The sequence below is a fragment of the Streptomyces sp. NPDC096311 genome (genome assembly GCF_044763085.1).
GTDB lineage: Bacteria > Actinomycetota > Actinomycetes > Streptomycetales > Streptomycetaceae > Streptomyces.
Map to the genome: position 1 here is coordinate 89,949 of NZ_JBIWFN010000019.1, position 23,348 is coordinate 113,296.

At 67.1% G+C, this 23,348-nt stretch carries 28 protein-coding genes and 4 pseudogenes; 16 read left to right on the forward strand and 16 right to left on the reverse strand.

What is annotated here, in order from left to right; all coding sequences use genetic code 11:
• Nucleotides 1-411 precede the first annotated feature (411 nt).
• Complete coding sequence (locus ACIRA5_RS38585; protein WP_403699034.1) at nt 412-1,341, reverse strand: alpha/beta hydrolase; 930 nt, start codon at nt 1,339-1,341, stop codon at nt 412-414.
• Nucleotides 1,342-1,813: 472 nt separating this feature from the next.
• Here ACIRA5_RS38585 and ACIRA5_RS38590 point away from each other — a divergent pair, with 472 nt between their 5' ends.
• Together ACIRA5_RS38590 and ACIRA5_RS38595 are read left to right on the forward strand one after the other, a co-directional pair.
• On the forward strand, nt 1,814-2,431 hold the full coding sequence (locus ACIRA5_RS38590; RefSeq protein WP_403699035.1) for a TetR/AcrR family transcriptional regulator: 618 nt from the start codon (nt 1,814-1,816) through the stop codon (nt 2,429-2,431).
• Nucleotides 2,432-2,727: 296 nt separating this feature from the next.
• A complete protein-coding gene (locus tag ACIRA5_RS38595; RefSeq protein WP_403699037.1) occupies nt 2,728-3,099 on the forward strand; it encodes a VOC family protein in 372 nt (123 codons plus the stop codon).
• 591 nt (nt 3,100-3,690) lie between these two features.
• Here ACIRA5_RS38595 and ACIRA5_RS38600 read toward each other — a convergent pair.
• Nucleotides 3,691-4,041, reverse strand: a complete 351-nt coding sequence (locus ACIRA5_RS38600) for a hypothetical protein (RefSeq protein ID WP_403699039.1) — start codon at nt 4,039-4,041, stop codon at nt 3,691-3,693.
• On the opposite strand from ACIRA5_RS38600, the gene ACIRA5_RS38605 reads away from it, so the two are divergent.
• Both ACIRA5_RS38605 and ACIRA5_RS38610 read left to right on the forward strand, forming a co-directional pair.
• Nucleotides 4,015-4,218 carry a hypothetical protein gene (locus ACIRA5_RS38605; RefSeq protein ID WP_403699041.1) on the forward strand — a complete coding sequence of 68 codons (204 nt, stop codon included), beginning with the start codon at nt 4,015-4,017 and terminating at the stop codon, nt 4,216-4,218. The genes ACIRA5_RS38600 and ACIRA5_RS38605 overlap by 27 nt on opposite strands.
• Nucleotides 4,219-4,251: 33 nt before the next feature.
• Nucleotides 4,252-4,974 (forward strand): IS6 family transposase, encoded by a 723-nt coding sequence (locus ACIRA5_RS38610; RefSeq protein ID WP_403699042.1) that lies wholly within the window; start codon nt 4,252-4,254, stop codon nt 4,972-4,974.
• A 420-nt stretch (nt 4,975-5,394) separates the two neighbouring features.
• Here the strand turns inward: ACIRA5_RS38610 and ACIRA5_RS38615 are convergent, their stop codons facing one another.
• Nucleotides 5,395-5,772: a nuclear transport factor 2 family protein gene (locus tag ACIRA5_RS38615; RefSeq protein WP_403699282.1), complete on the reverse strand. Its 378-nt coding sequence runs from the start codon at nt 5,770-5,772 to the stop codon at nt 5,395-5,397.
• A 292-nt stretch (nt 5,773-6,064) separates the two neighbouring features.
• On the opposite strand from ACIRA5_RS38615, the pseudogene ACIRA5_RS38620 reads away from it, so the two are divergent.
• The 3 genes and pseudogenes from ACIRA5_RS38620 to ACIRA5_RS38630 all read left to right on the forward strand — a co-directional run.
• Nucleotides 6,065-6,175 (forward strand): annotated as a pseudogene (locus ACIRA5_RS38620) (transposase family protein); the annotation flags it as partial.
• Nucleotides 6,147-6,884, forward strand: coding sequence for a transposase family protein (locus tag ACIRA5_RS38625; protein WP_403699044.1), 738 nt, complete (start codon nt 6,147-6,149; stop codon nt 6,882-6,884). The pseudogene ACIRA5_RS38620 and the gene ACIRA5_RS38625, both read left to right, overlap by 29 nt.
• A gap of 231 nt (nt 6,885-7,115) precedes the next feature.
• A complete protein-coding gene (locus ACIRA5_RS38630; RefSeq protein WP_175430315.1) occupies nt 7,116-7,856 on the forward strand; it encodes a class I SAM-dependent methyltransferase in 741 nt (246 codons plus the stop codon).
• 64 nt (nt 7,857-7,920) lie between these two features.
• Here the strand turns inward: ACIRA5_RS38630 and ACIRA5_RS38635 are convergent.
• A pseudogene (locus tag ACIRA5_RS38635) lies at nt 7,921-8,199 on the reverse strand (IS5/IS1182 family transposase); the annotation flags it as partial.
• A 68-nt stretch (nt 8,200-8,267) separates the two neighbouring features.
• Here ACIRA5_RS38635 and ACIRA5_RS38640 point away from each other — a divergent pair.
• A pseudogene (locus ACIRA5_RS38640) lies at nt 8,268-8,986 on the forward strand (IS6 family transposase).
• 109 nt (nt 8,987-9,095) lie between these two features.
• Here the strand turns inward: ACIRA5_RS38640 and ACIRA5_RS38645 are convergent.
• Both ACIRA5_RS38645 and ACIRA5_RS38650 read right to left on the reverse strand, forming a co-directional pair.
• On the reverse strand, nt 9,096-9,614 hold the full coding sequence (locus ACIRA5_RS38645; protein WP_403699046.1) for a hypothetical protein: 519 nt from the start codon (nt 9,612-9,614) through the stop codon (nt 9,096-9,098).
• A 362-nt stretch (nt 9,615-9,976) separates the two neighbouring features.
• Nucleotides 9,977-10,288: a hypothetical protein gene (locus tag ACIRA5_RS38650; protein WP_403699048.1), complete on the reverse strand. Its 312-nt coding sequence runs from the start codon at nt 10,286-10,288 to the stop codon at nt 9,977-9,979.
• 110 nt (nt 10,289-10,398) lie between these two features.
• Here ACIRA5_RS38650 and ACIRA5_RS38655 point away from each other — a divergent pair, with 110 nt between their 5' ends.
• From ACIRA5_RS38655 to ACIRA5_RS38665, 3 genes are all read left to right on the forward strand, one after another.
• Nucleotides 10,399-10,851, forward strand: a complete 453-nt coding sequence (locus ACIRA5_RS38655) for a polymorphic toxin type 27 domain-containing protein (protein ID WP_403699283.1) — start codon at nt 10,399-10,401, stop codon at nt 10,849-10,851.
• 34 nt (nt 10,852-10,885) lie between these two features.
• A complete protein-coding gene (locus tag ACIRA5_RS38660) occupies nt 10,886-11,293 on the forward strand; it encodes a hypothetical protein (RefSeq protein WP_403699050.1) in 408 nt (135 codons plus the stop codon).
• Between the two features lie 193 nt (nt 11,294-11,486).
• On the forward strand, nt 11,487-11,768 hold the full coding sequence (locus tag ACIRA5_RS38665; protein WP_403699051.1) for a hypothetical protein: 282 nt from the start codon (nt 11,487-11,489) through the stop codon (nt 11,766-11,768).
• Nucleotides 11,769-11,816: 48 nt separating this feature from the next.
• Here ACIRA5_RS38665 and ACIRA5_RS38670 read toward each other — a convergent pair whose 3' ends face one another.
• The 6 genes from ACIRA5_RS38670 to ACIRA5_RS38695 form a co-directional block, all read right to left on the reverse strand.
• The gene (locus ACIRA5_RS38670) at nt 11,817-12,215 is read right to left on the reverse strand and encodes a hypothetical protein (protein ID WP_403699053.1); all 399 of its coding nucleotides are present in this window, start codon (nt 12,213-12,215) and stop codon (nt 11,817-11,819) included.
• Nucleotides 12,216-12,735: 520 nt separating this feature from the next.
• Nucleotides 12,736-13,443 carry a DUF4232 domain-containing protein gene (locus ACIRA5_RS38675; protein ID WP_403699055.1) on the reverse strand — a complete coding sequence of 236 codons (708 nt, stop codon included), beginning with the start codon at nt 13,441-13,443 and terminating at the stop codon, nt 12,736-12,738.
• 348 nt (nt 13,444-13,791) lie between these two features.
• On the reverse strand, nt 13,792-14,151 hold the full coding sequence (locus ACIRA5_RS38680; protein WP_403699056.1) for a transposase: 360 nt from the start codon (nt 14,149-14,151) through the stop codon (nt 13,792-13,794).
• Nucleotides 14,152-14,184: 33 nt separating this feature from the next.
• Nucleotides 14,185-14,769 (reverse strand): DinB family protein, encoded by a 585-nt coding sequence (locus ACIRA5_RS38685; RefSeq protein WP_403699058.1) that lies wholly within the window; start codon nt 14,767-14,769, stop codon nt 14,185-14,187.
• Nucleotides 14,759-15,166: a hypothetical protein gene (locus tag ACIRA5_RS38690; RefSeq protein ID WP_403699060.1), complete on the reverse strand. Its 408-nt coding sequence runs from the start codon at nt 15,164-15,166 to the stop codon at nt 14,759-14,761. Before ACIRA5_RS38690 ends, ACIRA5_RS38685 begins: the two co-directional genes overlap by 11 nt.
• A 56-nt stretch (nt 15,167-15,222) precedes the next feature.
• Nucleotides 15,223-15,357, reverse strand: coding sequence for a hypothetical protein (locus tag ACIRA5_RS38695; RefSeq protein ID WP_403699062.1), 135 nt, complete (start codon nt 15,355-15,357; stop codon nt 15,223-15,225).
• Nucleotides 15,358-15,497: 140 nt separating this feature from the next.
• Between ACIRA5_RS38695 and ACIRA5_RS38700 the strand changes: the two genes are divergently transcribed.
• Nucleotides 15,498-16,076, forward strand: coding sequence for an RNA polymerase sigma factor (locus tag ACIRA5_RS38700; protein WP_403699064.1), 579 nt, complete (start codon nt 15,498-15,500; stop codon nt 16,074-16,076).
• A gap of 133 nt (nt 16,077-16,209) precedes the next feature.
• Entirely contained in the window at nt 16,210-16,428 is a 219-nt protein-coding gene (locus ACIRA5_RS38705; protein ID WP_403699066.1) for a hypothetical protein, read from the forward strand.
• A gap of 1,133 nt (nt 16,429-17,561) precedes the next feature.
• Here ACIRA5_RS38705 and ACIRA5_RS38710 read toward each other — a convergent pair.
• From ACIRA5_RS38710 to ACIRA5_RS38720, 3 genes are all read right to left on the reverse strand, one after another.
• Complete coding sequence (locus tag ACIRA5_RS38710) at nt 17,562-17,945, reverse strand: hypothetical protein (RefSeq protein ID WP_403699067.1); 384 nt, start codon at nt 17,943-17,945, stop codon at nt 17,562-17,564.
• A gap of 268 nt (nt 17,946-18,213) precedes the next feature.
• Nucleotides 18,214-18,666: a hypothetical protein gene (locus ACIRA5_RS38715; RefSeq protein WP_403699068.1), complete on the reverse strand. Its 453-nt coding sequence runs from the start codon at nt 18,664-18,666 to the stop codon at nt 18,214-18,216.
• Between the two features lie 53 nt (nt 18,667-18,719).
• Entirely contained in the window at nt 18,720-19,418 is a 699-nt protein-coding gene (locus ACIRA5_RS38720; RefSeq protein WP_403699285.1) for a hypothetical protein, read from the reverse strand.
• A gap of 216 nt (nt 19,419-19,634) precedes the next feature.
• Here ACIRA5_RS38720 and ACIRA5_RS38725 point away from each other — a divergent pair, with 216 nt between their 5' ends.
• Together ACIRA5_RS38725 and ACIRA5_RS38730 are read left to right on the forward strand one after the other, a co-directional pair.
• Nucleotides 19,635-20,177 (forward strand): winged helix-turn-helix domain-containing protein, encoded by a 543-nt coding sequence (locus tag ACIRA5_RS38725; RefSeq protein WP_403699069.1) that lies wholly within the window; start codon nt 19,635-19,637, stop codon nt 20,175-20,177.
• An 83-nt stretch (nt 20,178-20,260) separates the two neighbouring features.
• Nucleotides 20,261-20,703 (forward strand): annotated as a pseudogene (locus tag ACIRA5_RS38730) (transposase).
• Nucleotides 20,704-20,728: 25 nt separating this feature from the next.
• Here ACIRA5_RS38730 and ACIRA5_RS38735 read toward each other — a convergent pair.
• The gene (locus ACIRA5_RS38735; protein ID WP_403699071.1) at nt 20,729-21,070 is read right to left on the reverse strand and encodes a hypothetical protein; all 342 of its coding nucleotides are present in this window, start codon (nt 21,068-21,070) and stop codon (nt 20,729-20,731) included.
• A gap of 1,154 nt (nt 21,071-22,224) precedes the next feature.
• Here ACIRA5_RS38735 and ACIRA5_RS38740 point away from each other — a divergent pair.
• Nucleotides 22,225-23,304, forward strand: a complete 1,080-nt coding sequence (locus ACIRA5_RS38740; RefSeq protein WP_403699072.1) for an MFS transporter — start codon at nt 22,225-22,227, stop codon at nt 23,302-23,304.
• The last annotated feature ends 44 nt before the right edge of the window (nt 23,305-23,348 follow it).

A 23,348-nucleotide genomic window follows, 5' to 3' on the forward strand; every position in this document is an offset into this window, starting at 1 on the left:
GTTGATGTCTGCGTCCCGGCAGAGCAGATCGCGCTCGACCACGAGGCTGTCGGCGTGACGGCTTCGTAACTGTCGTGCGACACCGTTTATCACCGAGTCCGGGCAGCACTTGATGATCACAGGGCCGGAAAATGTCGATGAGAACTGACACCGGTCAGGTGCTTACGTCCTCGGTGGGGAACCGAGAGGAGGCGCTCTACCGGCGGACCGCCGAGATCAGTCCGCCGGGCCGCTCCTCGCGCTGCGGCGGGGTGCTGATCGGGCGGCCTCTCGGATCTTGGTGTCATCCGCGGTGCGGTGGTGCTGTTGTCTGCGTCCCTTCATAAGAGATCGCCCTTGGCTGTACCTGACGCAGGGTCGGGGCGGCTTCGAGGTTTCGCCCGCCGTTGCCTGTGACGGGCTGGAACGTCTTCATTTGTGGTCGCGCAGGAAGGTGGGGATGTCGTCGCGGGTCGGGGAGTTCGGCAGGGGTGCTGGCTTGTCCTGAAGGAACGCAGTGATGACGGCGGCGGCCCGGTCGTTGTTGTCGTCGAGGCCGTTCCACATGTGGTGTCCGACTCCGGGCACGTACTGCGTGCGCTGGATGGCGGGGTCATTGGCAAGGATGGCGGTCGCCCATTGACGGACTTGGGAGGAGCACTCGGCGATCATCAGCATCGCGGGGGTCCGGGAGCGCCTCAGTTGCGGGGCGATGGAGGGCGAGTCCTTGACCGTCTGCTGGATGCGGAGGCTGGCGGCGGGGCTGAAGGAGAAGTTCTGTGCGGTGTCCTCGGCGGGGATGCGGTGCGCGTCGCGGGCGCAGTAGGCGGATGCGGTGTCGCTGCCGAGGTCGGCGGCGGTGAAGGCGTTGTCGCCTTCGGCCTGTCCGATCAATCCGGTGTCGGGGGTGAGGAGTCCGAGTCGCATGAGGCCGAATGCCACGGCGTACCGGGGGACGTGCGTCGATCGCGGCCCGGTCATGGCCGGCGCGAGGCCACGAGCGGATTTTCGGCCCTTGTGCCCGGTGATGTGCGCGGTGGGGCCGTCCATGGGGCCGGGCTCGGCGATGACCGCCCGGTGCAAGCGTGCGGCGACGCTCGGGTCGGCCAAGGCTCGGGTGAGCACGGCCCCGCCGGAGGAGAATCCGAGGATGTCGACCTTGCCCTTGTCCAGGCGGTCGACGAAGGCGGCGAGGTCGCGAACCGACCTGGAGATCGTGTACTGGCCCGTGGGGAGCAGATCGCTTCGCCCGCCACCGGCCTGTTCGTAGGCGTAGACGTCATAGCCCTGGCGTGCCAGGAGTTGCAGGAACTGGTGGTCGAGCACCGAGATGCCGCGGACCGGTCCGCCGTTGAGGTACACGAACGGGTGGGATGCCGGGTGCCGGGGTTCGCGGGCGGGTAGTGGTACACCGCGACCCGGCTGCCTGTGGCCAGGCTCCAGTGCTGCGTGGCCACGAACGGCAGGGCGGGCGGGTACCGCCGGGCCGTCGGCACGGCCGGGATGCAGACCGCCGCCGTCAATGCTGCCGCGACAATCACCGGCAGGAACGGCACGAGCCGCGCCGGCCAAGTGCGGCGCCGACCCCGCCACATCGCGAGGACAGCCCCGACTCCAAGGGTCGTCAACCATGCGGCGAGCCCCGAGCCTGCCCCGTCTGTGAGGGCGATCAGTGCGAGAAAGACGACGACCAGCGTCACGACGGCGGCCAGGGCCAGCAGTAAGCGTCCGGTGAAGCGGACGAGACGTATGGCGGACGTGGGCACGGCGGACCTCCAACAGTTTCAGAACACTGTTTCAAAACGACGTTATCAGAGAGGGTAGGCTGCTGACCGTGGGCAGGCCGAGAACAAACGACGAGGCCGTCAGAGAGCGGCTTGTGGAGTGCGCGACCGAGATGCTCGCCACCCGTCCGCGAGAGTCGGTCACGGTCCGCGCCGTGGCCGCTGCTGCCGAGGCGTCGGCAACAGCGGTGTACTCCTTGTTCGGTGGTAAAGACGGGCTGATCGGTGCGGTGCGCGACAGAGCCGTCGCCGGCCTGTTCCAGGACCTGTCGGCGGTGCAGACCTCCGAGGACCCTCTCGCCGACCTCTGCGCCCTGGCCGTCGCCTACCGTCGTTGGGGGCGCGGACACAGCCACCTGTACACCGTGCTGTTCGGTGGTGTGCAGTCCTTCGACCCGTCGGGGGAGGCCGGTGCCAGTGACCCGATCCGTCCGCTCCTCGCAGCGATCGACCGCGCTTTGACGACGTCCGTCCTCACCGGCGAAGCAACGTCGATTGCCCTGTCGATCTGGGCCGCCCTGCACGGGCTTGTGACTCTCGAACTGGCCGGGGCCCTCGACGCCGCCACGGCCGAGGCCGCATTCCGCTCGACGATTCACGCCACGCTGCGCGGATGGACGACCCCCGCGGTGCTCCGCAGTCTTCGCGAAGCCGAACTCTCTCCTTGACAGAATCAGGGCCGGTATCCGGGCTCTTTTGGTCCTGGCTGGGGTGGTGGTGCGCGGTCGGTGAAGACGGGCATGCCAAGGTCAACCAGCTGCGGCCGACCATCGGCCGGAGCCCGTTTGAGGCTGTTGACGATCCTGCTGGCTTATTCCGCAGATAGCTGTGGGTATGGCAAGGCTGTGACCAGCGGCGCTTACGGTTGAGTGGGACACATTGGCGGTCGGTTTCCCGCTCAACCGTAGGTAACTGTCTCTAGGGTGTTCGTGGCGGAAGTTCACTGGTCGGGCCCGGAGGTGCCATGTCCCTGCAGATGAAGCTGGTTGCGATAACGCTCGACTGCCCGGATCCGCTGGCCTTGGCGGCGTTCTATCGGCAGGCCACCGGCCTTGAACTGCACCCGAAGTCGGACGCCGACTTCGCGGGCCTCAACGGTGAGCACGGACTCCTCATCGGTTTTCAGCGGGTCGACGACTACCGGGCTCCGAGCTGGCCCGGCCAAGTCGTTCCCCAGCAGCTTCACATCTGCTTCAAGGTAGATGAGGACTTGGCCGTGGCCGAGGCCCGGCTGCTGGAGCTGGGCGCGGGCAAGCCGGATCACCAGCCGCATGGCGACAAGGCGCGGGTCCTCACCGATCCGGCTGGGCATCCATTCTGCATCAGCTTGCGCTGACTGCCGGATTCACGAGGGCGGGCCTCGACCTATCTGGCACCGGAGCTTGCCAACACATGACCGGGCCCCAGCCGTACATGCCTCCAGAACGGCGGGACTGCCGACACATCGCAGAGAACAGGACACGTGCCCAGTGGGGCTGGCGGCTCGTTGGTCAGGACAGCAGCGGCCGCCTTGGCGTTCCCGGTCGCGGGTGGGGTGTGGAATGTCAATGCAGCCGAGGCCGTGGCCGACGGTGCCTGAGCTGACCGCGCAGGTGGCGCGGGCGGTGGCGGCACGTGGCCCGTACCCGTTGGCGATGCGGGTCCGTGACGAACTGGGCGAGTTGTTCGCGGACGCCGAGTTCGCAGGTGCCAGGACCGTACCTTGCGGCTGATCTTCTTCAGAGCGTCCTCTGGTGACTGCCAGCAGGACTACCGCGCCGATAAGGGGAAGGGGCTGGGCCGCATCAAGGGGGCCGGTGGGTTGCCGCGCAGTCAATGCCTCCGCGGTGCGGATCTGGCCGAGAGTGAAGGCCACCGCGCGCCACGCGGCAGTTGGGCAGGTCCGGTCGTTGCAGACAGACGGCGGACGCCGCCGGCCAGCGGCTCCTTACGCCAGCTCGTCGGCGGTCTTGCGCCAGTCGCTGTCCTCACTCGGCAGCCGGCAGTCCAGTATGTGCGCTGCGGCCAGCAGCGTGTCCTCACGGGTCAGTTGACGTACCTGTTCGTGTTGCTGACGGCGGACGTCGTCGATGTCGTGGCTGGTCGCGGGGCAGTTGCGTTTCTTGGTGTTCCAGTGGGTGCAGTCGAAGTAGCCGACCAGGAGGAGGCCCGCGGTGTCGGGTTCGCTGAGGTAGGCGCGGAGTTGGGTTCGGGCGGTGGTGGGCAGTTCGGGGTTCCAGCATCCTTTGGCTTCGATGATGACTCTGAGGGTGTGCTGTCCGGTGTCGGGGGCAGCCAAGGCTTCGATCTGTATGTCGGTGCGCAGGCCGGGCAGGCCGTCGCGTCGTATCTGGACTTCTCGGTTGACGACGACGCGGTGGCAGCCGATGTCGCGGCGCAGGAAGGAGGCAACCGCGTCACTGAGATCGTCTTCCCAGCAGGGGGCACTGTCACGTTGACTGACCGGGTGGGATGATCTTCTGGTTGGTCGTGCTGGGAGGGGTCGTCCGTGTGCAGCGCGCCGCCGTCGTACAAGGGACACCGGTACCCGGTCGACGTCATTGCCCACCGGGTGTGGCTGTACCACCGCTTCCCGCTGTCGTACCGCGAGGTCGAGGAACTGATGCTCGAGCGCGGTGTGATCGTCTCTTACGAGACGGTCCGGCGGTGGTGCGCCAAGTTCGGTCAGGCCTACGCCAACGCACTACGCCGCAGGCAGTCCCGGCCCGGGGACAAGTGGCACCTGGACGAGGTCTTCGTCAAGATCAACGGCGAGCGGAAGTACCTGTGGCGGGCCGTGGACGCCGACGGCAACGTCCTGGACATCCTCGTGCAGAACCGGCGGGACAAGGCCGCGGCCAGGCGCTTCTTCCGCAGGCTGATGAAGAAGACCGGCACGGTGCCCCGGGTGGTCGTCACCGACAAGCTGCGCTCCTACGGCGCGGCCCACCGAGAGGTCATGCCCTCGGTGGAGCACCGCTCCCACAAGGGACTGAACAACCGGGCCGAGAACAGTCATCAGCCCACGCGGCAGCGTGAACACGCGATGAAGGGCTTCCGCAGTACCGGCGGGGCCCAGCGGTTCCTGTCCGCGTTCAGCGGTATCTCACCCCACTTCAGGCCCCGCCGCCACCTGATGACCGCCCCCGATCATCGCGCCGAAATGACCGTCCGCTTCACGATCCGGGAGCACATAACCGGCGCCGCGGCCAGACCACCACGGCCTGAGTAACGGGTCGGAACCTGGCTGCACCACGCCTCGACGCACCGTCAGACATCCACACTCCTGACAACGTGACAACGCCCGCCGGAGGCCTCTACGTCCGCTGGAACGCCCCAGAACTGGGAGAGGCCGGTATGCGGGCAGTGGCAGAACGGCAGGACCCGGGCCGCGCCGGAATGGAAGCGCTACGCCGAGGTCGTTCTACTCATGCAGACGGCATTGATCGGGATACTGCGGCTGGCCGGCTTCTCCGTCGTGCAGGCCGAGGAGGTCGACGACGTCGCCGAGGGTGAGTGTACGTTCACGCCGATATGCCCTCGGCCTCGTGAGCACCCTCATGATCCAGGACATGCTCGCCGCCCCCGAATGGGCCGACATCCTTACGACCTTGGAAGCAATAGAGGTCCGGGCTCAGAGGGGCCCGCCGCGCTACATCGGTTCGACGAGGGCGGCCCGCCATTCAGGCCGCGGGTCCGCTCCCAGGCTCGTCCAGTACTCCGTCCCACGAACGACCTGCCCGTCATGGACAGTCCAGAACGACGCCGCGCGGAAGACGCCAAGAGTGTCGTGTGGCACTTCGACCTCGGAGACGACTTCGTCGCCCTCGGCCACCAGCTTGAGCACCCGAATCGACCAGCCCTCCGGATACTCGCGGTTCACCGCGACGAAGTTTTCCCGGCCGATGATGCGTTCGAGGCTGATCGGCCACTCGACAACGACATCCTCCGCGATCAACTCGGCGACGCCTGCCCAGTCCCGAGCCTGGATCCGGTCCCACAGTGTCTCAATCACCTTTGAAGATTCCATCGACGGAGACTCCCACAACGGTCTGACAGAAGCCGCACCGGGAGGCGATCGCTCCCGAGGTTGTTACGCCCTCGGAGCAATGCGGGTCGGCTTGGTCCGTGACATGAGAAAGGCCGTACGGGTTGGGTGAGTTGTGAAGCTGACCTGGGCCCGCACGGCTTGCTCCCATCCTGCCTTGTCCGGGGTCTCTCGCGCACACTTCGGCGAGTTGCTCGAAGAACTCGCACCCCGATGGGAAGCGGCCCGCGAGTCCGCGCTGCGTGAGCGACGTGGTGGCGCCCGGCGGCGCACCGTGGGCGCGGAGCGCAAGCAGCAGCTGGTCTTCGCCGACAGGCTGCTGGCCACCCTGGTCCGCCTGCGCCTCGGGCTGCCGCATGCCGCCGTGGCCGAGCTGTTCGAAGTCGACCGCTCGACCATCTCCACCGCGATCCGCGAGGTCAGGACCCTGCTCGCGGCCCGCGGCTTCGCCGTCCCCGACCGTCCGGGCCTGCGGATCCGCACCCTGGAGGACTTGTTCGCCTACGCCGGGGCCGAGGGCGTCGAGATCCGCATGGACGGCACAGAAGTCCAGGTCAGACGCCCCCCAGACAGGGCGCCCCGGACGCAAGGCGTTCGTCTCCGGCAAGAAGAAACAGAACACCATCAAGACGACCACGTTCAGCGACCATCAGGGCCGCACCCTGTTCTCGGGCGTGACCCGGCCGGGACGGATGCACGACCAGACTGCCGTGCGCACCGAGGGCATCGCCGAGCAGTTCCGCCTGCACCCCAGGGTGAAGGCGAAGGTCGACTCGGCCTACCAGGGCCTGGCCAAGGAGTTCCCCGACCAGGTCAGCGCCCCACCAAAGAAGCCGGCGGACGATGCGTGCGAGGGCGACAAGCGGGCCTGGCGCGAGACGCGCCGACGGCAGTCCTCGCAACGGATCGTCGTGGAACACACCAATGCCGAGTACAAGCAATGGCACCCGCTCCAGCGCTACACCGGTCGGCGCGAGGACTACGACGAGACCCACCGGGCCATCGCCGGCCTGGTCTCCGACCGATCCGCCCGCCGGGCGACCCGCCGCACAACGAGTGCCGAACTCGTTCTCGTCCGCACGACAGCCTGCTGATCGCCCACCAGCCGAACCGCCAGGCCACCACGCCCCGACCGCAATTGCCCCCAAGGTCGTTACCGACGAGGACAAACGCATCCTTAACCCCACCGACAAGCCCGCCAAGCCCCCGGTCCGCTAGGGCTCGTCCGGCGGATCATGGGCCGAGCCAGGGCCGAACCGAGGCGAGGGCCGGCCAGTGCCCTAATCGTGTTGACCGCCCCCGGCAGGCAGTGCTGAAGTCGGCACGTGGACAGCATCCCCGCCAACCGGCGGCTCTGGAACCAGATCAGCAGCGCCTACCAGCACGAGCACGACCCGCAAATCGGTGCCACACCCCGGCTGTGGGGCATGTACTCCATCCCCGACGCGCACCTGCACGCCCTGGGCGACGTCACCGGCAAGCGCGTCCTCGAACTCGGCTGCGGCGCCGGCCAGTGGTCCAGGGCGCTCGCCGCCGAGGGCGCCACCGTGGTCGGGCTCGACCTGTCCGAAGCCCAACTCGCCGCAGCGGCCCGCGCGATGGGAGCGGCCCGCTACCCGCTGGTGCAAGGCGCCGCCGAACAACTCCCCTTCGCCGCCGACAGCTTCGACCTGGTGTTCTGCGACTTCGGTGGGCTCAGCTGGGCGCCCCCGCACCTGGCCGTCCCGCAGGCCGCACGCGTCTTGGGCCGAGGCGGGCGCCTGGTGTTCAACGTCGCCAGCCCATGGTTCGAAGCTTGCTACGACGAAGCCGCCAGCCGCGTGACCACGACGCTGCAGCAGGACTACTTCGGGCTGAACACCATCGCCGAAGACGACGGCGCGACCAGCTATCAGCTCACCTACGGCGACTGGGTCAAGGTCCTGCGCGGCGCGGGTCTCATCATCGACGACCTCATCGAGCCGCGGCCCGAACTCGGAACACCCAACGGCTACAACGAAACCGACCCACCCGACTGGGCACACCGCTGGCCGGCGGAACTGCTCTGGGTAACCCACAAACCGTAAGTTCCGCCGCGCCGAGACGTGAAGACATCCCCTCGCCGGGCAGGCCTAGGGCCTGTCCGGCTGATCATGGGCGGAGCCAGAGCCGGATCGAGGCGAGGGTGACGGTCCCGTGGAAGACGTAGGCGCGTTTGTCGAAGCGTGTGGCCACGGCCCGGAAGTTCTTCAACGCGTTGATCGTCCGCTCCACTTCGTTCCTGCGTTTGTAGATCGTCTTGTCGAAGCCGGCGGGCCGTCCGCCCCTGCTGCCGCGTCTTTTGCGGTGGGCCCGCTGATCTCGGGGCTCGGGAATGGTGTGCTTGATCTGGCGACGTCGCAGGTAGCGGCGGTTGCGCCGGGAGGAATACGGGCACTGTCACGTTGACTGACCGGGTTTAATGATCTTCTGGTAGGTCGTGCTGGGAGGGGTCGTCCGTGGGCAGCGCGCCGCCGTCATACAAGGGACACCGGTACCCGGTCGACGTCATTGCCCACCGCGTGTGGCTGTACCACCGCTTCCCGCTGCCGTTCCGTGAAGTCGAGGAACTGATGCTCGAGCGCGGTGTCGTCGTCTCCTATGAGACGGTCCGCCGCTGGTGCGCCAAGTTCGGGCAGGTCTACGCCGGTGCGCTGCGCCGTCGGCAACCCCGGCCCGGGGACAAGCGGCACCTGGACGAGGCCTTCATCAAGATCAACGGAGAGCAGAAGTACCTGTGGCCGGCTGTGGACGCCGTCGGCACCGTCCTGGACATCCTCGTACAGAACCGGTGGGACACCGTGCGGCCAGGCGGTTCTTCCGCAGGCTGCCGAAGAAGACCTGCCCGGTGCCGCGGGTGATGGTCACCGACAAGCTCCGCTCCTACGGCGCGGCCCACCGCGAGGTCATGCCCTCCGTGGAACACCGCTCCCACAAGGGCCTCAACAACCGGGCCGAAAACTCCCACCAGCCCACCCGGCACCGTGAACACGCCATGAAAGGCTTCCGCAGCGTCGGCGGAGCCCAGCAGTTCCTGTCCGCGTTCAGCGGTATCTCACCCCACTTCAGGCCCCGCCGCCACCTGATGACCGCCACTGAATACCGCACCGAGATAACCATCCGCTTCGCCATCTGGGATCAGGTCACCACCGCCGCCGGCCTGCCTGTCGCAGCGTGACCCAGGCCCCGCCCGACCCCTACACGCCCTGACGCGCCCTCAATCGATCAACATCGCACTAACGTGACAACGCCCCTTGGGTTGCTCCATGGAGTACAGGTGAACGTGCTCAGGGGTGAATGGGTTGGCCGGGAGGCCGGGTGGGGTCGTAGTGCGTGCGGGCGAATGCGTCGTTTGCGCGGTGGACTGTGTCAGGTTGGGGCGGTGCCGACCAGATGCTCAGAAAGTGCTCCTCCACAGGGGTGTCGCCTTCATGCGCATCGCCTTCATCGCGTCCGCGTGCTTGGACGCGGACGCGATACCAGCCCGCCCCGGCCGTGGCGAAGTTCCCGGCATCCTCCTCGACATCCCCGCCCCACCGGAATAGCCGCAGGATGCCGCTCGTGCTGCAGATGCTCACGTCCACCACGGTCTCCCACTCCTGTCCTGGCAGGAGTGGTTCATCCGCGCAGTGCTGGGTGGTCAGGCGTATCCAGCCGGTGTGCGTGCCCGCGAGCACCGTGAGGTGTTCTGGGCCCCCGGCTGCCAGGCTGTTTCCCGCGAAGATCCGCTCGACCGTGTCGGTGTCGTCGTACTTGCTGAGGAAGTCGTCGCCTTGCAGGTAGTACTGCCGATAGGAGACGAACATGCGATCTGAAGTCCACGTTGTGCAGCGCATCCACCGGATCATGCCCTGTCCCACTGACAGCGCTGAAACAGCCCCGCACCCGGCTTGGTGGCCTTGGGTAGCTGCGCACGTTCATCTGTAACTGGCCGTGCATATTGAGCCGTACGCCGACAGCGAGGGGCCCTCAAAGCCCATGACACCTTGCCGGTGCCCGTCGCTGACACGAACAGCCCCCAGGTGCCCGCGCGCCGCAGATGCGGCTGCTCCACGTCGCGGGTTCATGCTGAGCGCGGTCCGTCAGCGGCAGATCCTTCAGCAAAACCGGCCTTGGGTGTCCGCGCTACTCATCTGCCCGTCGCACCGCTTCAGACACAGCCCGGTGGCTACTCGATGTCAGGGAAACCGCCGCGGTTCTCCTGCCCGTAGCGTTCCATCGCGGCCCGAAACGCTGGCAGGCGCTCATCGTCAAGGTAGTAGCCACCTGTCTTCGACCAGCCCTTGGACGGATCCGGGGTCGTCGGGCGCAGCGGGCTCGGGATGTCCGGCGACCACCAACCGGCCTTCGCGCCGCGTGTGATCCCCTTCGTCAAGGCGGCCGACGGGCCACGGAGCGCGTTGTCCCCCCACTTCTCCCGGTAGGCGTGGGCATCCAGCCAGCCGTCTCCCTTCACCAACTGGCTCAGCAGCAGCACCACGCGGTTGTTGCTGTTGCGGAGCAGTCGGTACGCGCGGTGCTGGGTCCATTCGGTGTCCGCAGGGGATCCTCGACGAGCTCGTCAAGGACGGCGACCACATCGTTCTGGGGATCAACCCGTACTCCGATACGCTGGCCAGAGAAACCCTGGGCGGTACCCGCGGCCTGAGCGGCGCCGGGGCACGGACGTTCAACCACAAGCTTCTCGGCGAACCGGCCCCTGGCGATGACGGGCGTCCGATCTGGATGGCCGGCGTCGAGAAGGCGCTGGACAATAAGTCGGTGAAGTTGAGCATTTCACTGGACGGTGTTCCGGACGCGAAGACCGCGGCAGAAGCCCTGAACAAGCTCATCGAACGCGGGAAGCCGTTGGTGGGCGGCAACTGGCAGACGGTGGCCAAAGTAGGAAGCAACAACGGCACCGCATGGGAAGTCGCGACGCTGCGTCTCAAGGTGATCCTTGGACACCGGAACTTCGACGCCGTCGACTGGTACTTCACCAAGCCGGGCGACAAGGTGCCGAGCCTCGTCAAAGACATGCCGAAGCCGGACTGGGCCCAGTGACCCGAAGACCCCAAGGACAGGAAGAACACAGCGAATGGCGGATTTCGTACGAGAGGGACGTCTGTTCCGGGTGGTCAGCTTCGCGGCGTCGCACCGGCAGCTGCTGCTGCGCAGCGACGCCACCGCCGTCGACGGAACGGACACCCGCGTCGAGGTGTACTTCGGGCATGTGGAGCTCATGCTGCTCAAACCCATCTACCAGAAGGGGATCCACGTCCGCCCGGCGTCGGAGGCGGAGTTCGCGGTGCTGAAAGAGCGTCATGACCTCCCCGCGGGGGATGCGGACTTCACCTGGATGCTCGAACCGAACGGGGACAGCTTCGTCGTCTCCGCCAAACCCTCGTGGCGCGAGGCGGACCGCAAGTTCGAGGACCCGTCCCTGTTCGACTTCGCCCAGCCCTGTCCCCCGGACTTCCCCGTGGAGCACGGCAGCGTCGGCTGACGCGGATGACACGCTGAGGGCGCCCCCTGCCACAGGGGGCGCCCTCAGCGCCGTGCACACCCCGTACTGCTCGCCACCCTGCCGCACGAGGGCCTGGCGCAAGCGTTCGCGTTCAGCAGGCGTCACCGTGTGACGCCTGCCAGTGACGCTATCCGATCCTCTCGGGGGGCTAAACGGTCTCTCCGGCCCCCTCATGACAGCCAACCAACGACCGCGATCAACCCCGAAGGATCGGGAGCTGCGACTGTGGAAGGTCGGCCGTGCCTTAACGGTCACCTTCGTCGCTGCGGTCCTGGCCGCCAGCGGCGTCTTCTACGGCTTGGTCATCCTGCTGGACTTCCAGGAGATCGACACCACCGCGAAGCTCGACGCGAAGACCCTCTTCGACTTGGTGAAACTCTCCTTCGGAGTGGTCGCCGGAGCTGGTGCCCTCGTCGTCATCGATCTCACGGACGCGTACTCGATCTGCCACTAGCACAGCCTGACGGCCACACACCGCCCGGGACAGGACCCGAGCGGCGCGTCACATCGCCTGAACCTGCCACCACCGATCTGCCAGTGCTCGGGTCACTTCCCCGTCGTACTGATCGGCATCGAAGTGAAACGTCGGCGGGCGCACCTGATCAACGGGCACCTGCCAATCGGACCACTCGACAACGCCACCGTGCCGCTGCACGAACACCGACAGGTAGCCGCAGCATCCGCCCGTGCACTCAGGCTCCCCCAGCACTACCCGTCGCCCCTCGTCGGTCGCCAAGAAGGGACTGTGACCGTCGGCAGGCAACGCCTCCTCCGCAAGCGGGCCGCGGCCTTCCTCACCGACCGCCCCCGCGACCACTTCCTCGCCGTCGACCCAGAACTGCAGCCGGGCAGCCCATCGGAGTCCCGGCGGCAACACGCTGACCTCAAGCCGATTGAACACCTGAGCACCCTACGTGGGTTGAGCCACGTAGGTCCGCTCATCCGCCCGGATGCGGGCGACTCAGGTTTCACAGAGGGCAAACCTTGCCTGATGCGGCACTAGGAATGCTCGGTCGCAACTGACCGCGAACCCTTGCGGGGCCCCGGGCGGGCGGGCTCGCGTTGGTTCGGCCCGCCCACCCCCGTGGGGAGGTCATCACCCGGTGGCGACAGTCTCGTTCACGATCCACGCGCCGAGTTCTTCGGTCATGGTGGTGTGTCTTCGTTGCGGCCGGCGCACAGGAAGGCGTCGAGTTCGCCGGTGTCCGGCAGGACGTGCGGATGACGCCCTCGTCCACGGTGTTGCGGAGAAAACGCATGAGGAGGCCCGCCAGACCGAAGCTGCCGGGGTCACCGTCCCGGAGCGGCACAGTGAACAGGCCGCCGGGAGCGCCGTCGATCTCGGGCAGTCCGCTGGTGCGGACCAGGATCGGCTCCCTGCCGCTCTTCTGCAGGCGGGCGACGACCTGGCCGATGGGCCGTCAGAAGTCGTACGGCTTCTTGGTGCTCCAGTTCAGCACGTCGGCCTCGTTCCAGCTGAACTGCGGCTTCTGGCCCTTGGTGTCGACGGAGTAGAAGGGGCCGTTGTGACCGTCCGCGCCGCGCAGCGCGATGGCGAACGACTGCGCCGTGTGGTTCTTCGAGCCGTAGTCGAAGAGGTTCACCGCGCTGTATGCCTTGCCTCCGGGCCGCAGCGTGATGTGCTTGTCGCCGCCCGGGTTGTCCTTCTTCGAGTGCGGCAGTGCGGCGCCGTCGACGTCCCCGCCGAGCTTCACGGCCGGGTACGAGGTGACCCAGCATGGCTTGGTGCCCTCGTTCGACGCGGTGACCAGCAGGTGGTCGCCCTGCTGACCGGCAAACCGGTGCACCGCGGTGACCAGCATCTCGTCTCCGCGGCACTGCTGGGCGCCGGCCGTTGTGCCCTTGCTCGCGACCTTGTCGGTGCCGCCCGAGAGGGTCGTCGGGCGCGCCCTCTCCTTGGCGTCACCACCGCTGTTGGCCTGCTCCGCGCTGCCCTTGCCGTCCCCGTTGGACGCGGACCGGCTCTGCGCGGTACCAGCGGCGTGGTCGCCGCCCGCCGCCTTCGAGCCGTCGGCGCCGCCGCAGGCGGTCAGGCCCAGCGCCAGCGCGGCGGTGACGGCGGCCAGGGCGGCGGAACGGGCGCTACGGCGGGCACGGTGCGTGGTCATGATGAAAGCTCCCCCATGGTCTGTCAGGACGCGGCACCTCCCCCTGCTCCCGCAGAGCGACCGGCCGCATCGGCTATTTCGTTGCACCCCATGAGATGACGTCCGAGCGGGCGTCGTTCACCCGGATCTGTCCGCATTCGGTAACAACGCAACTGAGCGTAGGCACGGCACACCGGTGTTCATCCGCGCTGGAGCCGCCCGACTTGGTCCGTCGAACTCGACATTGGGTCGGAAGAGCCGGTGGACGTGATGAACGCGGACGTCATCCGGGTCTCAACCCCCGCGAGCCGATCGGGGGCAGCGTGGCCGCGGACCGAATCGCAAAAGCGCTCGGCGCACCGAACTCGGTCACGTGCGCAAGAAGATGCACGTGAGAAGTACGCCTTGTCCGCGCGGAGTTTGACGGGTCGGCGCCGCCGTGGTCCCCAGCGGGACCGGGCGGCGGGTATGCCGCGGATGAGCGGCTTGAGGGCGAGGCTGTCGGGCATGTTCGCGCCGGACACGGCGACGGCGAGCGGGCAGATGCCGCCCGGCACAGCCGCTGGTCAGCACGTACACCACTGCCGTGAACACGGCCCGCTCGTCACACGGAGCGGTCCCACCACCTTGCGGAGGCGCAGCGAACGACGGCAGCAACGGGGCGGCCAGCTCCCAGAGTTCATCAGGAACCAGACGCTTCGATAGATCAGCACCCACGACCGGCATCATGCCGCACGAACATCAGGTCACGTGAGACAACCTCTAAGCCTTGATTGGTGCGGCCGTCCTGGCGGCCTGCTCGATCTTCGCGCAGTAGGCTGCACGGGCTTCCTCGTCGATCTGCTTCTCGTGTTCGGCGCGCAGCCCGGTCCGGCCGTCGAGGCCCTCGCGCAGGATATCGGCGTGCCCGGCATGCCGGATGGACTCGCCGAGGACATGGACCATGACGGCGAACAGGTTCGTGTCGGCATAAGGCTGCGGCCACCACGGCACGTGGCCGGGGGCGTCGAGGGGAAGCCCGTTGATCGTCGCGTCCGAGTGTTCCCACGTGCGCCGGTAGAACCCGATGATCTGATCGCGGGTCTCGTCCTCGGTCGCCCACAGATCGCTGCCGTTGGAGTCCTGCCACCGGGGCAGCGGTTCCGGGGAAGGGCGGTCGAAGACCTCACCGAAGTACCTGGCCTCGACAGTGGCCACGTGTTTGACCAGGCCGAGGAGGTTGGTCCCGGTCGCTGTCAACGGTCGGCGGGCGTCGTATTCGGACAAGCCGTCGAGTTTCCAGAGCAGCGCCTTGCGGTCCCGCCGCAGTCTCCCGTGCAGGTTGTCTTTCGCGAATTCATCGATCATGCGGCATGAGCCTGCCATGGGCTGCTCGTGGCCTCAAGATCCCGTACATGGTCCGCAACGACTGGCAGAGCCGAGGCCTGGCCATGGCGGCCTGCTCGGCGATAAGGCTGGTGACGGCGTAGACGGTCTTGATGGTGGTCAATCCGGACTTTCGGTCGGTGCGGCGACGCTTCATCTGGACGGCCTGGCGGGCTCCGGGGAAGAGGAGGTTGTTCACGGTGGCGACCTTGATCCGGCGGATCCCCGAGCGGCCGTGGCCGAGGCCCTTGGTCCGGCCCTGAAGCGGGATGTCCTGCCACGGAAGGGACTTGAGCTGTCTGCGCAGCTTCCTCTGGTTGCCCTTGACGATCACGATGTAGTGGGCGCGCTCGCCGCACCGCCTGCTCCCATCTGGCATCAGCAACGGCCGTCCACGCCATCTCAGCAAAGCGGGCCTTGGGCGGGCCCGTCGTACTACTTCAAGAACGCCAGGAGCAGGGTCGCGACGATGACGCCGATGCCGATTGCCGTGCCGAGTTCAGGATTGCGGTATGCGGCGTAGACGGCCAGCGCGCCGAGCGCCAGCGCAAGCGCGGTTCGAGTGTCCATGCCCGTCAGGACGGCCGTGCTGCAGAAAATTTGCGCCGCCAACGTCGCGGCGGATGAAAGAAGTTGGCCCCTTGCGCGTCCTACTACCAACCAACCTCTGCGGGGTCCATCCCCGCCTGAGTCCGGTGGAAGGACGGCCCATGGCAACCAACTCAGGAGGAGCGGGTCCCGCGCGGCCACGAGACCGGCTGTCCCGTGAACAGGAGGCGAAGCTGAGCGAGGTACTGAAAGAGGTCCATCCGCGGCTTCTGACGGTGGTGATGCGGATGACGCGTGACTACCACCTGGCCCACGACGTCACCCAGGAAGCCTGCCTCGCGGTGATCCAGGAATTCCGCAGCGGCACCGTGTTCAGGAAGCCGGTCATCGTGTACGCCACCGTGGTGGCCCGCAACAAGTTCCTCTCGGAACTGGGACGGATGCGGGCACAGCTGGAACGGCCCTCGGACGAGCTCCCGGAGGGCGGCAGGCCGTGGCCGGACACCACAGCCCCGTACGACATCACCGCGGGCTTGGAATACCTCGAACTGCTGGCTGCGGTGAAGGCCGCGATCCGTGACGAGCGGCAGGCGACAGTCTGGGAACTGACCCACGTCTGGGGCCTGAAGGGCATCGAGATCGCAGCGTTGCTGAAGGTCTCATCCGCGACCGTGTCCAGGGATTTGGACAAGGCAGAAACCAAGGCCAAGCGCATATCCGAACCGCACGCAGAGCAGTAGCTCGCCTCTCGGGGCCACGGTGGTCGCGAGAGGCGAAACCCGTGGTCCCGACTCGGGACCTACCGCTCCCGACACGAAGGGAGCGAGCTGCTTCCCACAGACGAAGAAACGGGACACGGAAAAGGGGATGCAAATGGAGCACGAGAAGCGCTCCTCTCCTCACGAGAGGATGCTGGCCTACTTGCGGGAGGGAGAGCGGCTCGTCGAGGACGCTCCACACGGGGCACCCGGCTGGGACGTGGTCTATCGCGCGCTGTCGGATGCCGCAGACCAGGCCGAAGCAGGCGTCAGCGGGGACGAATCGGCGACACGGAACGAGACCGGACTGCGCACCGGCTCGATCGTCTGGTGACGGGCGGCCGTCGATGAGGCTTCCCGGCACACGCGTCAGCCCACAGCCAAGCCGAACAGCCAGCACCTCGCTCACGGTGCTGTTCACCTCTGCACGGCTGCCGGGCACGTTCAGCAACACCGCATGCAGCTGTACGGACGGCACGGGGGCCCGCCCGTAGAGCTGGATCTGCACCGCCTCGGGGGCTGGGCAGGTCATTCACCATCTGTGTGCCCTCCCGCCAAGCATCTGTGCCTGGCGGGAGGGCACACTGCATCATCCGGTCCCATGGACGAAAGCCGGCAGCCGGGAGCATGCCGTGGCCCAGAAATCAACCTGAGGGCTTTCCGCATCACAGGCGCGAGACCCGAAGAGGGGAGCACGACAAGATACGTGCTCTGCCGCCAGTACCTCTCTGCCGTTTCGGCTCATGCCTGGAGTACCACGATGGCGCCTCCGACGCCGTCAGTCGCTCCGTCTTCAGGACGGAGGCGTCCGTGGCCTGCCCGGTGCGCTACGGAGCCCGGTCATGGTCAAGGCCCCCGTCCACGGCCTTGCGTACGTCGCGCAGGAACGGTTCGAGGCCCCGCCCGCGAAGCGCTTGCCGCCAGCTGGCCCTGGCGGCAGCCACCTCCTGGGTCATGGCTCCGTCCCCGTGGGACGGGGATACGGAAGCGTTACGCAGGGCTGTCAGCAAGAGGCTGATCATGGCCACGAGCACGGCTGCCGCGATGCCCGCAGCGAAGAGCCAGCCAGTTGTGATCAGAGTTGAACACCTCCTGCCGCAGACGTGGACTCCCCGGCCGGCCGGGCCGTGCCTCCCTCCAGAACCGCACTCCAGCCAGTGCCTTAGGAAGTGAGAGGAGCCCTTCGTCGCCGTCCGCAGCCCCGCCGCGACCCCGACTGCCGCACTCGCCCAGCTACTCACCGGACTCCTCCCCCTGTAAGTGGGGCTGATGCTGTCTCCTCCGCTGCCCCAGGGAGGACGCGTCACGGCGACCGACCAGAGAGACAGTGGACCCTGCTCAGTTCTCCATCCATTGATTGGGACTCAACACTTCCACTGGGAACGGATAGCCGAGGGGGAAGCATGCGACTGAGCACAGCAGTTGGCCCGCCTGGCCAGCTGGCGCGCTAAATCCGGAAGCTGCTGGCTACCGGGCCGCCTCGCGGAAGAGAGCCAGGAGGGTCTGGGCCGGCAGGGCGTCCGCGTCGAAGAACTGCGTGGCCAGCGCGGACGGCACAGCCGTTCCATGCATGCGGACCTCATGGCACCTGAAGCAGAACGCCGCCTCGAACAGCACCAGGTTGAGGGTGTCCTCGAATGCCCGGATACTCCAGCCGGGCGAGAAGCCGCAGCGGTGCTGTTCGCTGCCGGGCAGGGTCTCGATCAAGGTCAGGGCGTCGGCGGCCTCGCTCCCGGCCCAGTGGGTGACCACCTCGCCGGGGTATGGGGCGCCCCGCTCGGCCGGGAGAGCGGAGATCCTTACGACTTCGATCAGCACGGTGGCTGCAACGGCTTGTGCGGGGAGCTGCATGGCCGCAGTCTGCCCGCCAGGCCGGCAGACGGCTACGGCGTGTCATGCGAGGCAACCTGCCGCTCGAGGGCGTAGGACGCCGAAAGACCCATGAGCCTGGCCACGGTAGTTGGAACCAGCACAGCGTCGTGACCTGGCGTCCTTGCCCCTGCGGGACACGCTTGTTGGAACCGTTGGGTCACGCTTCCTGCAACCTGCGGTGAATGGTCACTTATGTCGGACCCAGTTCCGTACATCCCGAGCTCGCGACGCCCGCACTACAAGCGTGTCAATAGCTCCAGCAGTACAGGCCGCTGCCTGAGCTCACGGCGGACGCCGCGAGTCGGGCAACCCCCTGCAGGATCGCCAGCGGATCGTCGCCGGTCATGTCGTCTCCATCGGCGCGCTTGAGCCTCGTGGTCCAGCGAGCGGCAAGCTCAAGCAGCTCGCTGGAGCTGGCGTTGGCCAACGCCCGGGTCAACCGTCCCGGCAGAACGAACACCTCGATGCCATCGTTCAAGGCGGGCGTGACCCAGCTCGGCCACTCCCACGTATGAAGCTGTTCGAGCGGTGGGAGCTCAGCAGACGGCGCCTCGAAGTACATGTCCCACTCGACGACAGCACTGTCAGGCTCGATGAAGTGGCAGGTCACAGACTCAAAGGCTCGGCCAGGGCCTCTCAGACGCGTCACAGCAGCAGTCTGGTCATCAGGGGCGAGGAAGAACGCTATATCGGCAGCCACGCCGGCATCATGGCAGTTCACCGGCCCTCGTCTCACTTCCCGCAAGCCGGCGTTCAGGTCGACTCCTGCTCCAGGTGCGGATAGCCGACCTCGGAGAAGTCCTGGGCCAGGTCGGCCAAGCTGACCTCAGGGTTCAGCAACGACACGAGCTCCTGACTCAGCGGCCGCAGGGCATACACCTGGCTCACGGCCTCCAGGTCCACGGGGACCTCGTAATAGTCCTCGGCGAAGCGCTGGAACGCTTCCGGCGAACGGTCGACCAGGAGCTCGAACAGGCCCGTCGCTCCGTCAGGATCGACAGCGCGATCGGGGAAATCGATCGTCCCGTGGTGCCACCGATCGTCCGTCGCTCCCCGCCACAAGCAGGCCGTCACGACAGGGACGCCGTCCTCGTCGGTGAACGCCGGCTCCTCGGCGAAGGGCTTGAAGAGATCGGGGACCTCGTCGATCACTCCCGGCCAAGGCTCGCCGTCGTTGCCATACGGGCTCATCGGCGACTCGTGGTCGAATCCACGCACATAAACCCCGGCAGTCGAGAACAGGATGGAGTACTCGTCTCCCGACCCGTTGCGCATCGAGGCCATCTCCTCGCCGTCTGCCCAACCGGCGTTCATGGAGTAGTACCGATCCTCCCAGTCCGGGCTGAGGATCGCATCGAGCATCGCCAGTGAACGGCACAGGTCTCGCAGGTCGGCGATGGCAGGAAGCTGGCGGGCTACGTCATAGACAGTCACGTGCTCATCCAAGCCGATACCCGTGACAGTCAGGCCCGGCCAGGAGCGTCACGAACCACCCCAGTTCCAATATGCACGACCAGGTTCCAACTACCGTGTCCGGGCTCAGCCAACCGCCCAAGCGATCAGCATCTCCGGTGACAACAAGCCTGCCTATGTGACAACTAGAGATCTTTAAGGGTGCGGGTTACGTGGGGTCGTGACGACTGTCGTGAGCCGCGCTATGCCGGAGGGATGAGGTATCCCGATGGCGGAGGGCTGACGGCTGAGGAGCGGGATCGGCGTGAGCGGGTGCGGCTGGCCGCCGCCGATCTGATCGAGGCGGGAGTCAGTGACCGGGAGGTGGCCCGGCGCTTCAGAGTGACCCGGATGTCGGCGAACCGTTGGCGCCGGGCGTTGGCTGCGGGCGGTCGGCAGGCCCTGGTCTCCAAGGGGCCCGGCGGTGCCCGCTGCAAGCTCGAGGCGGGTCAACTGCGATTGCTGGAGGCGGTGTTGGATGCCGGCCCTGCTGCTGCGGGCTGGAGCGACCAGTGCTGGACTCCGGCGAGGATCGCCGAGGTCGTACGCCGCCGCTTCGGCGTCGCGTACACCCTGGCAGGGATGGACCTGCTGCTGCACCGCATCGGCTGGAGCGTGCAGGTTCCCTCCCGCAAGGCGGCCGAGCGCGACGAGGAGAAGATCGTCGCTTGGAAGGACGAGCGGTGGCCCGTCATAAAAAGACAGCGGCGGACCTGGGCGCCTGGCTCTGCTTCGAGGACGAAGCCGGCCAGGGGCTGAGGCCGCCCAAAGGCCGCACCTGGGGCCGACGAGGCCACACGCCTGTCGTGCGAGTCACCGCCGCGGGCACCAAACGCGTCTCCATGGCGGCGCTGATCTGCATCAAGTCCGGCCATCGGTCCCGGCTGATCTACCGCATCCACCTCGACCGCGGCCGGGCCAGGGCCGGAGCAAGGGCTTCACCGAGACCGACTACGCCCGCCTGCTGGATGCCGCACACCAGCAGCTCGGCGGACCGATCATCCTGGTCTGGGACAACTTGAACACGCACGTCAGCCGCAGAATGCGGCAGCTGATCGAGGCGCGATTATGGCTGACCGTCTACCAACTGCCGCCGTACGCACCCGAGTTCAACCCGGTCGAGGGCGTCTGGTCGCATCTGAAACGGTCGCTGGCCAACCTCACCAAACACAGCCTCGACCAGCTCACCGCGCTCGTGAAGACCCGGCTCAAACGAATGCAGTACCGCCCCAGCCTCATCGACGGCCTCATCGCCAAGACCGGCCTCGACTTCCGACCGCCGTAACCTCAGCCATCGAAGATCTTCTGATCTAGAGGGCGCCAGGGGGCAACAGGTGCGGGGCGCGGTTGCCGAGGATGCCGAAGACCTCGTCCTTCGCCGGACCCCGCAGCTCCGCCATGAAGGCGGGGTCCACCCGGCCGGCCCTGGCCCAGATCCCGCCGAGGGACTCCGCACACAGTTGGGCCAGCACGCTCCGGAAGTCCTCAGCGCGAATGATCCGGGCCAGACTCGATTCGACGAACGGATTGGAGAGGAACTCCAGATCGCTCGCCGCGTCGTACTTTTCGTCCTCGCGCGCCGCGGGGTCGTCAAGGATGCCGACAAGCAGGACAGCCCGTTCGTCATCGGGGATCTCCGGCTCGGCCCACACCGGAGCACCCGGTGTGGACGCATTCGCGGTGTGAGGTTGTTTCCTTTTGAACAGTCCCTTCAGTCCTCTCCTCATCCAGGCCAGATCCTCATCTGCAACAGACCTCGATCCCCTCACCGACGACACTGCCCACGACGATGGCGCTCACGGTCCCGACTGGCGCGGCGTACGTGCCGACCTTCGCGGCGATCCCGGCTCGGTAGCCCGCGCCGGCGAGGCTGCTCGTCAGGCTGGCGCCCGCGTGGACGACCGTCTGGAGCCACTCGGTGCGGCCACCACATCGTAGACGTCGTGGGCAATGGTCACACAGCCTGCCGCCTTCGTAACCCCAACCGTTACAGATCTCTAGGGCGTTCCCGCCACGGGTAAGCACCGATTACTCAAGTGCCCTCTTGCTGTGGCCTGCAGGATGAGATCACGAGGCGCACCCGTCTCACCCGCTCGACATGCCGTGCCTCTCGGCATCTCCCAGGAACGGTGGAAATGAATCGAAGAAAAGGAGCCATCGCCGTGGCGGCGCTGGTAGGTGCCGCGGTGGCTGTGCCCTCTCTGGCGCAGGCCGACCCCTTGGGCACTACGACGGACGCGCACCGCAGCTCTGCTGAGGCGGCGAAGTCGCGCCTCAGCAGAGACATAGATCCTGACGCCGGGGGCAAATCCCTGCTCACCGCGCATTTTTTCAGTCTCGGTCGGAACATGGACCCGGGCGGCGGTGGAGGGTGATGCGGGACTAAGGCCATGGAGAGACCTATTGTCGAGCGCCCTCATAAAGCGGCGGAGTGGCGGAGGTAATCCGTCCGCGGTGGTGAATGTCCGCGTAGCAGGCGCCGCGGTCAGGGCGGCACTCGACGTGCGGGGACCGCACCATCGACGCGCGGTCACATTTCGATGTGCCGACGCAGGAGACAGCGTTGACACATGAATGCCAAGGCTAGACGGCGATCTCCCGCCATTGCCGCTGATCACAGGATCTGATCATGTCGAACGAGGAACCGGCGGCTCCCCGGTGTGCGAGGGCGCAGCCGGACACAGCCCGGTCCACGCTCCGGGCGCGGCGCGTCGCCGTCGTTGCCTTGCTGATCGCCGCAGTCAACCTCCGGCCCGCGGTCACCAGCCTCGGTCCGGTTCTGGAAGAAGTCCGTGCAAGCCTCGGGATGAGCGCCACCGCAGCGGGTGTGCTCACCTCCGTGCCGGCCGTGTGCTTCGCGCTGGTCGGCTCCGCCGCGCCCCGTCTCGCCCGTCGGTACGGGCCCGACCGTGTCATCGTCGCCGGCATGGCCGCGATTGCGGCCGGACTCGCTGTGCGTCCGCTCGTCAAAGGCACCGCCCTGTTCGTCACCCTGAGCGCCCTCGCGCTCGCCGGGATCGCGGTGGCCAACGTCCTCCTGCCCGTCGTCGTCAAGCAACGCTTCGCGGACCGGGTCGGCATGATGACGGGCCTGTACTCCATGGCTCTCAACCTGGGTGCGTCGAGCGCTGCCGCCGTCACTGTCCCGCTGGCCAAGACTTTCGGCGGTAATTGGCGGGGCGGCCTGGGGGCATGGGCCGCCGTCGCCGTGGTGGCCATACCTCCTTGGCTGGCCCTCGCTCGCCATCCCGCCGCGCGCAGGTCGGACACGGACTCCGCCACGCCGGGGTTGGCACCTGGTCCCGACATACGCATCACCCGCAGCCCGACCGCCTGGGCACTCGCCGTCTACTTCGGCCTCCAGGCCACCGCCGCGTACGTCGTCATCGGCTGGCTGCCACAAATCTTCCGCGACGCCGGTCTGTCCGCCGAGACCGCAGGGCTGCTGTTCGCCGTGACCTCGGTGCTCGGCGTTCCGCTGTCGTTCGTGCTGGCTGTCGTCGCTGGGCGTCTGCACAGCCAAAGTGGGGTCGCAGTCGGGATCGGACTGGTCGGGATCGCTGGCTACGCCAGTCTGTGGGCCGCACCGGCTGCCGCGCCGTTGCTGTGGGCTGTTCTCCTCGGTGTCGCCAACTGCTCCTTCCCGCTGGCACTCACAGTGATCGGGATGCGCGGACGCGACAGCACTACAGTGGTTCGCCTGTCAGCCTTCGCCCAGAGTGCCGGATACCTGCTGTCGGTCCCTGGCCCCATTCTGGTCGGAGTGCTCTACCAACACAGCGGGAGCTGGCGGGCACCGCTGGTCCTGATGACCCTGCTCATGTTGCCTCAGCTCGTAGCCGGGTGGTTCGCCGGCAGAAACCGCCAGATCGGCGCCCTCGAGTGATCAACGCGCCACCCACGAATGATCATGTTGTCGTGGAGGCACAG

Coding starts and splice junctions, on each gene's coding strand:
- ACIRA5_RS38595 (WP_403699037.1), top strand. CDS start 2,728: ATGTCCCTGCAGATGAAGCTGGTTGCGATAACGCTCGACTGCCCGGAT.
- ACIRA5_RS38615 (WP_403699282.1), bottom strand. CDS start 5,772: ATGGAATCTTCAAAGGTGATTGAGACACTGTGGGACCGGATCCAGGCT.
- ACIRA5_RS38625 (WP_403699044.1), top strand. CDS start 6,147: ATGCCGCCGTGGCCGAGCTGTTCGAAGTCGACCGCTCGACCATCTCCA.
- ACIRA5_RS38645 (WP_403699046.1), bottom strand. CDS start 9,614: ATGTTCGTCTCCTATCGGCAGTACTACCTGCAAGGCGACGACTTCCTC.
- ACIRA5_RS38660 (WP_403699050.1), top strand. CDS start 10,886: ATGGCGGATTTCGTACGAGAGGGACGTCTGTTCCGGGTGGTCAGCTTC.
- ACIRA5_RS38665 (WP_403699051.1), top strand. CDS start 11,487: ATGACAGCCAACCAACGACCGCGATCAACCCCGAAGGATCGGGAGCTG.
- ACIRA5_RS38675 (WP_403699055.1), bottom strand. CDS start 13,443: ATGACCACGCACCGTGCCCGCCGTAGCGCCCGTTCCGCCGCCCTGGCC.
- ACIRA5_RS38680 (WP_403699056.1), bottom strand. CDS start 14,151: ATGATGCCGGTCGTGGGTGCTGATCTATCGAAGCGTCTGGTTCCTGAT.
- ACIRA5_RS38685 (WP_403699058.1), bottom strand. CDS start 14,769: ATGATCGATGAATTCGCGAAAGACAACCTGCACGGGAGACTGCGGCGG.
- ACIRA5_RS38690 (WP_403699060.1), bottom strand. CDS start 15,166: ATGCCAGATGGGAGCAGGCGGTGCGGCGAGCGCGCCCACTACATCGTG.
- ACIRA5_RS38695 (WP_403699062.1), bottom strand. CDS start 15,357: ATGGACACTCGAACCGCGCTTGCGCTGGCGCTCGGCGCGCTGGCCGTC.
- ACIRA5_RS38700 (WP_403699064.1), top strand. CDS start 15,498: ATGGCAACCAACTCAGGAGGAGCGGGTCCCGCGCGGCCACGAGACCGG.
- ACIRA5_RS38705 (WP_403699066.1), top strand. CDS start 16,210: ATGGAGCACGAGAAGCGCTCCTCTCCTCACGAGAGGATGCTGGCCTAC.
- ACIRA5_RS38710 (WP_403699067.1), bottom strand. CDS start 17,945: ATGCAGCTCCCCGCACAAGCCGTTGCAGCCACCGTGCTGATCGAAGTC.
- ACIRA5_RS38725 (WP_403699069.1), top strand. CDS start 19,635: ATGAGGTATCCCGATGGCGGAGGGCTGACGGCTGAGGAGCGGGATCGG.
- ACIRA5_RS38740 (WP_403699072.1), top strand. CDS start 22,225: ATGAGCGCCACCGCAGCGGGTGTGCTCACCTCCGTGCCGGCCGTGTGC.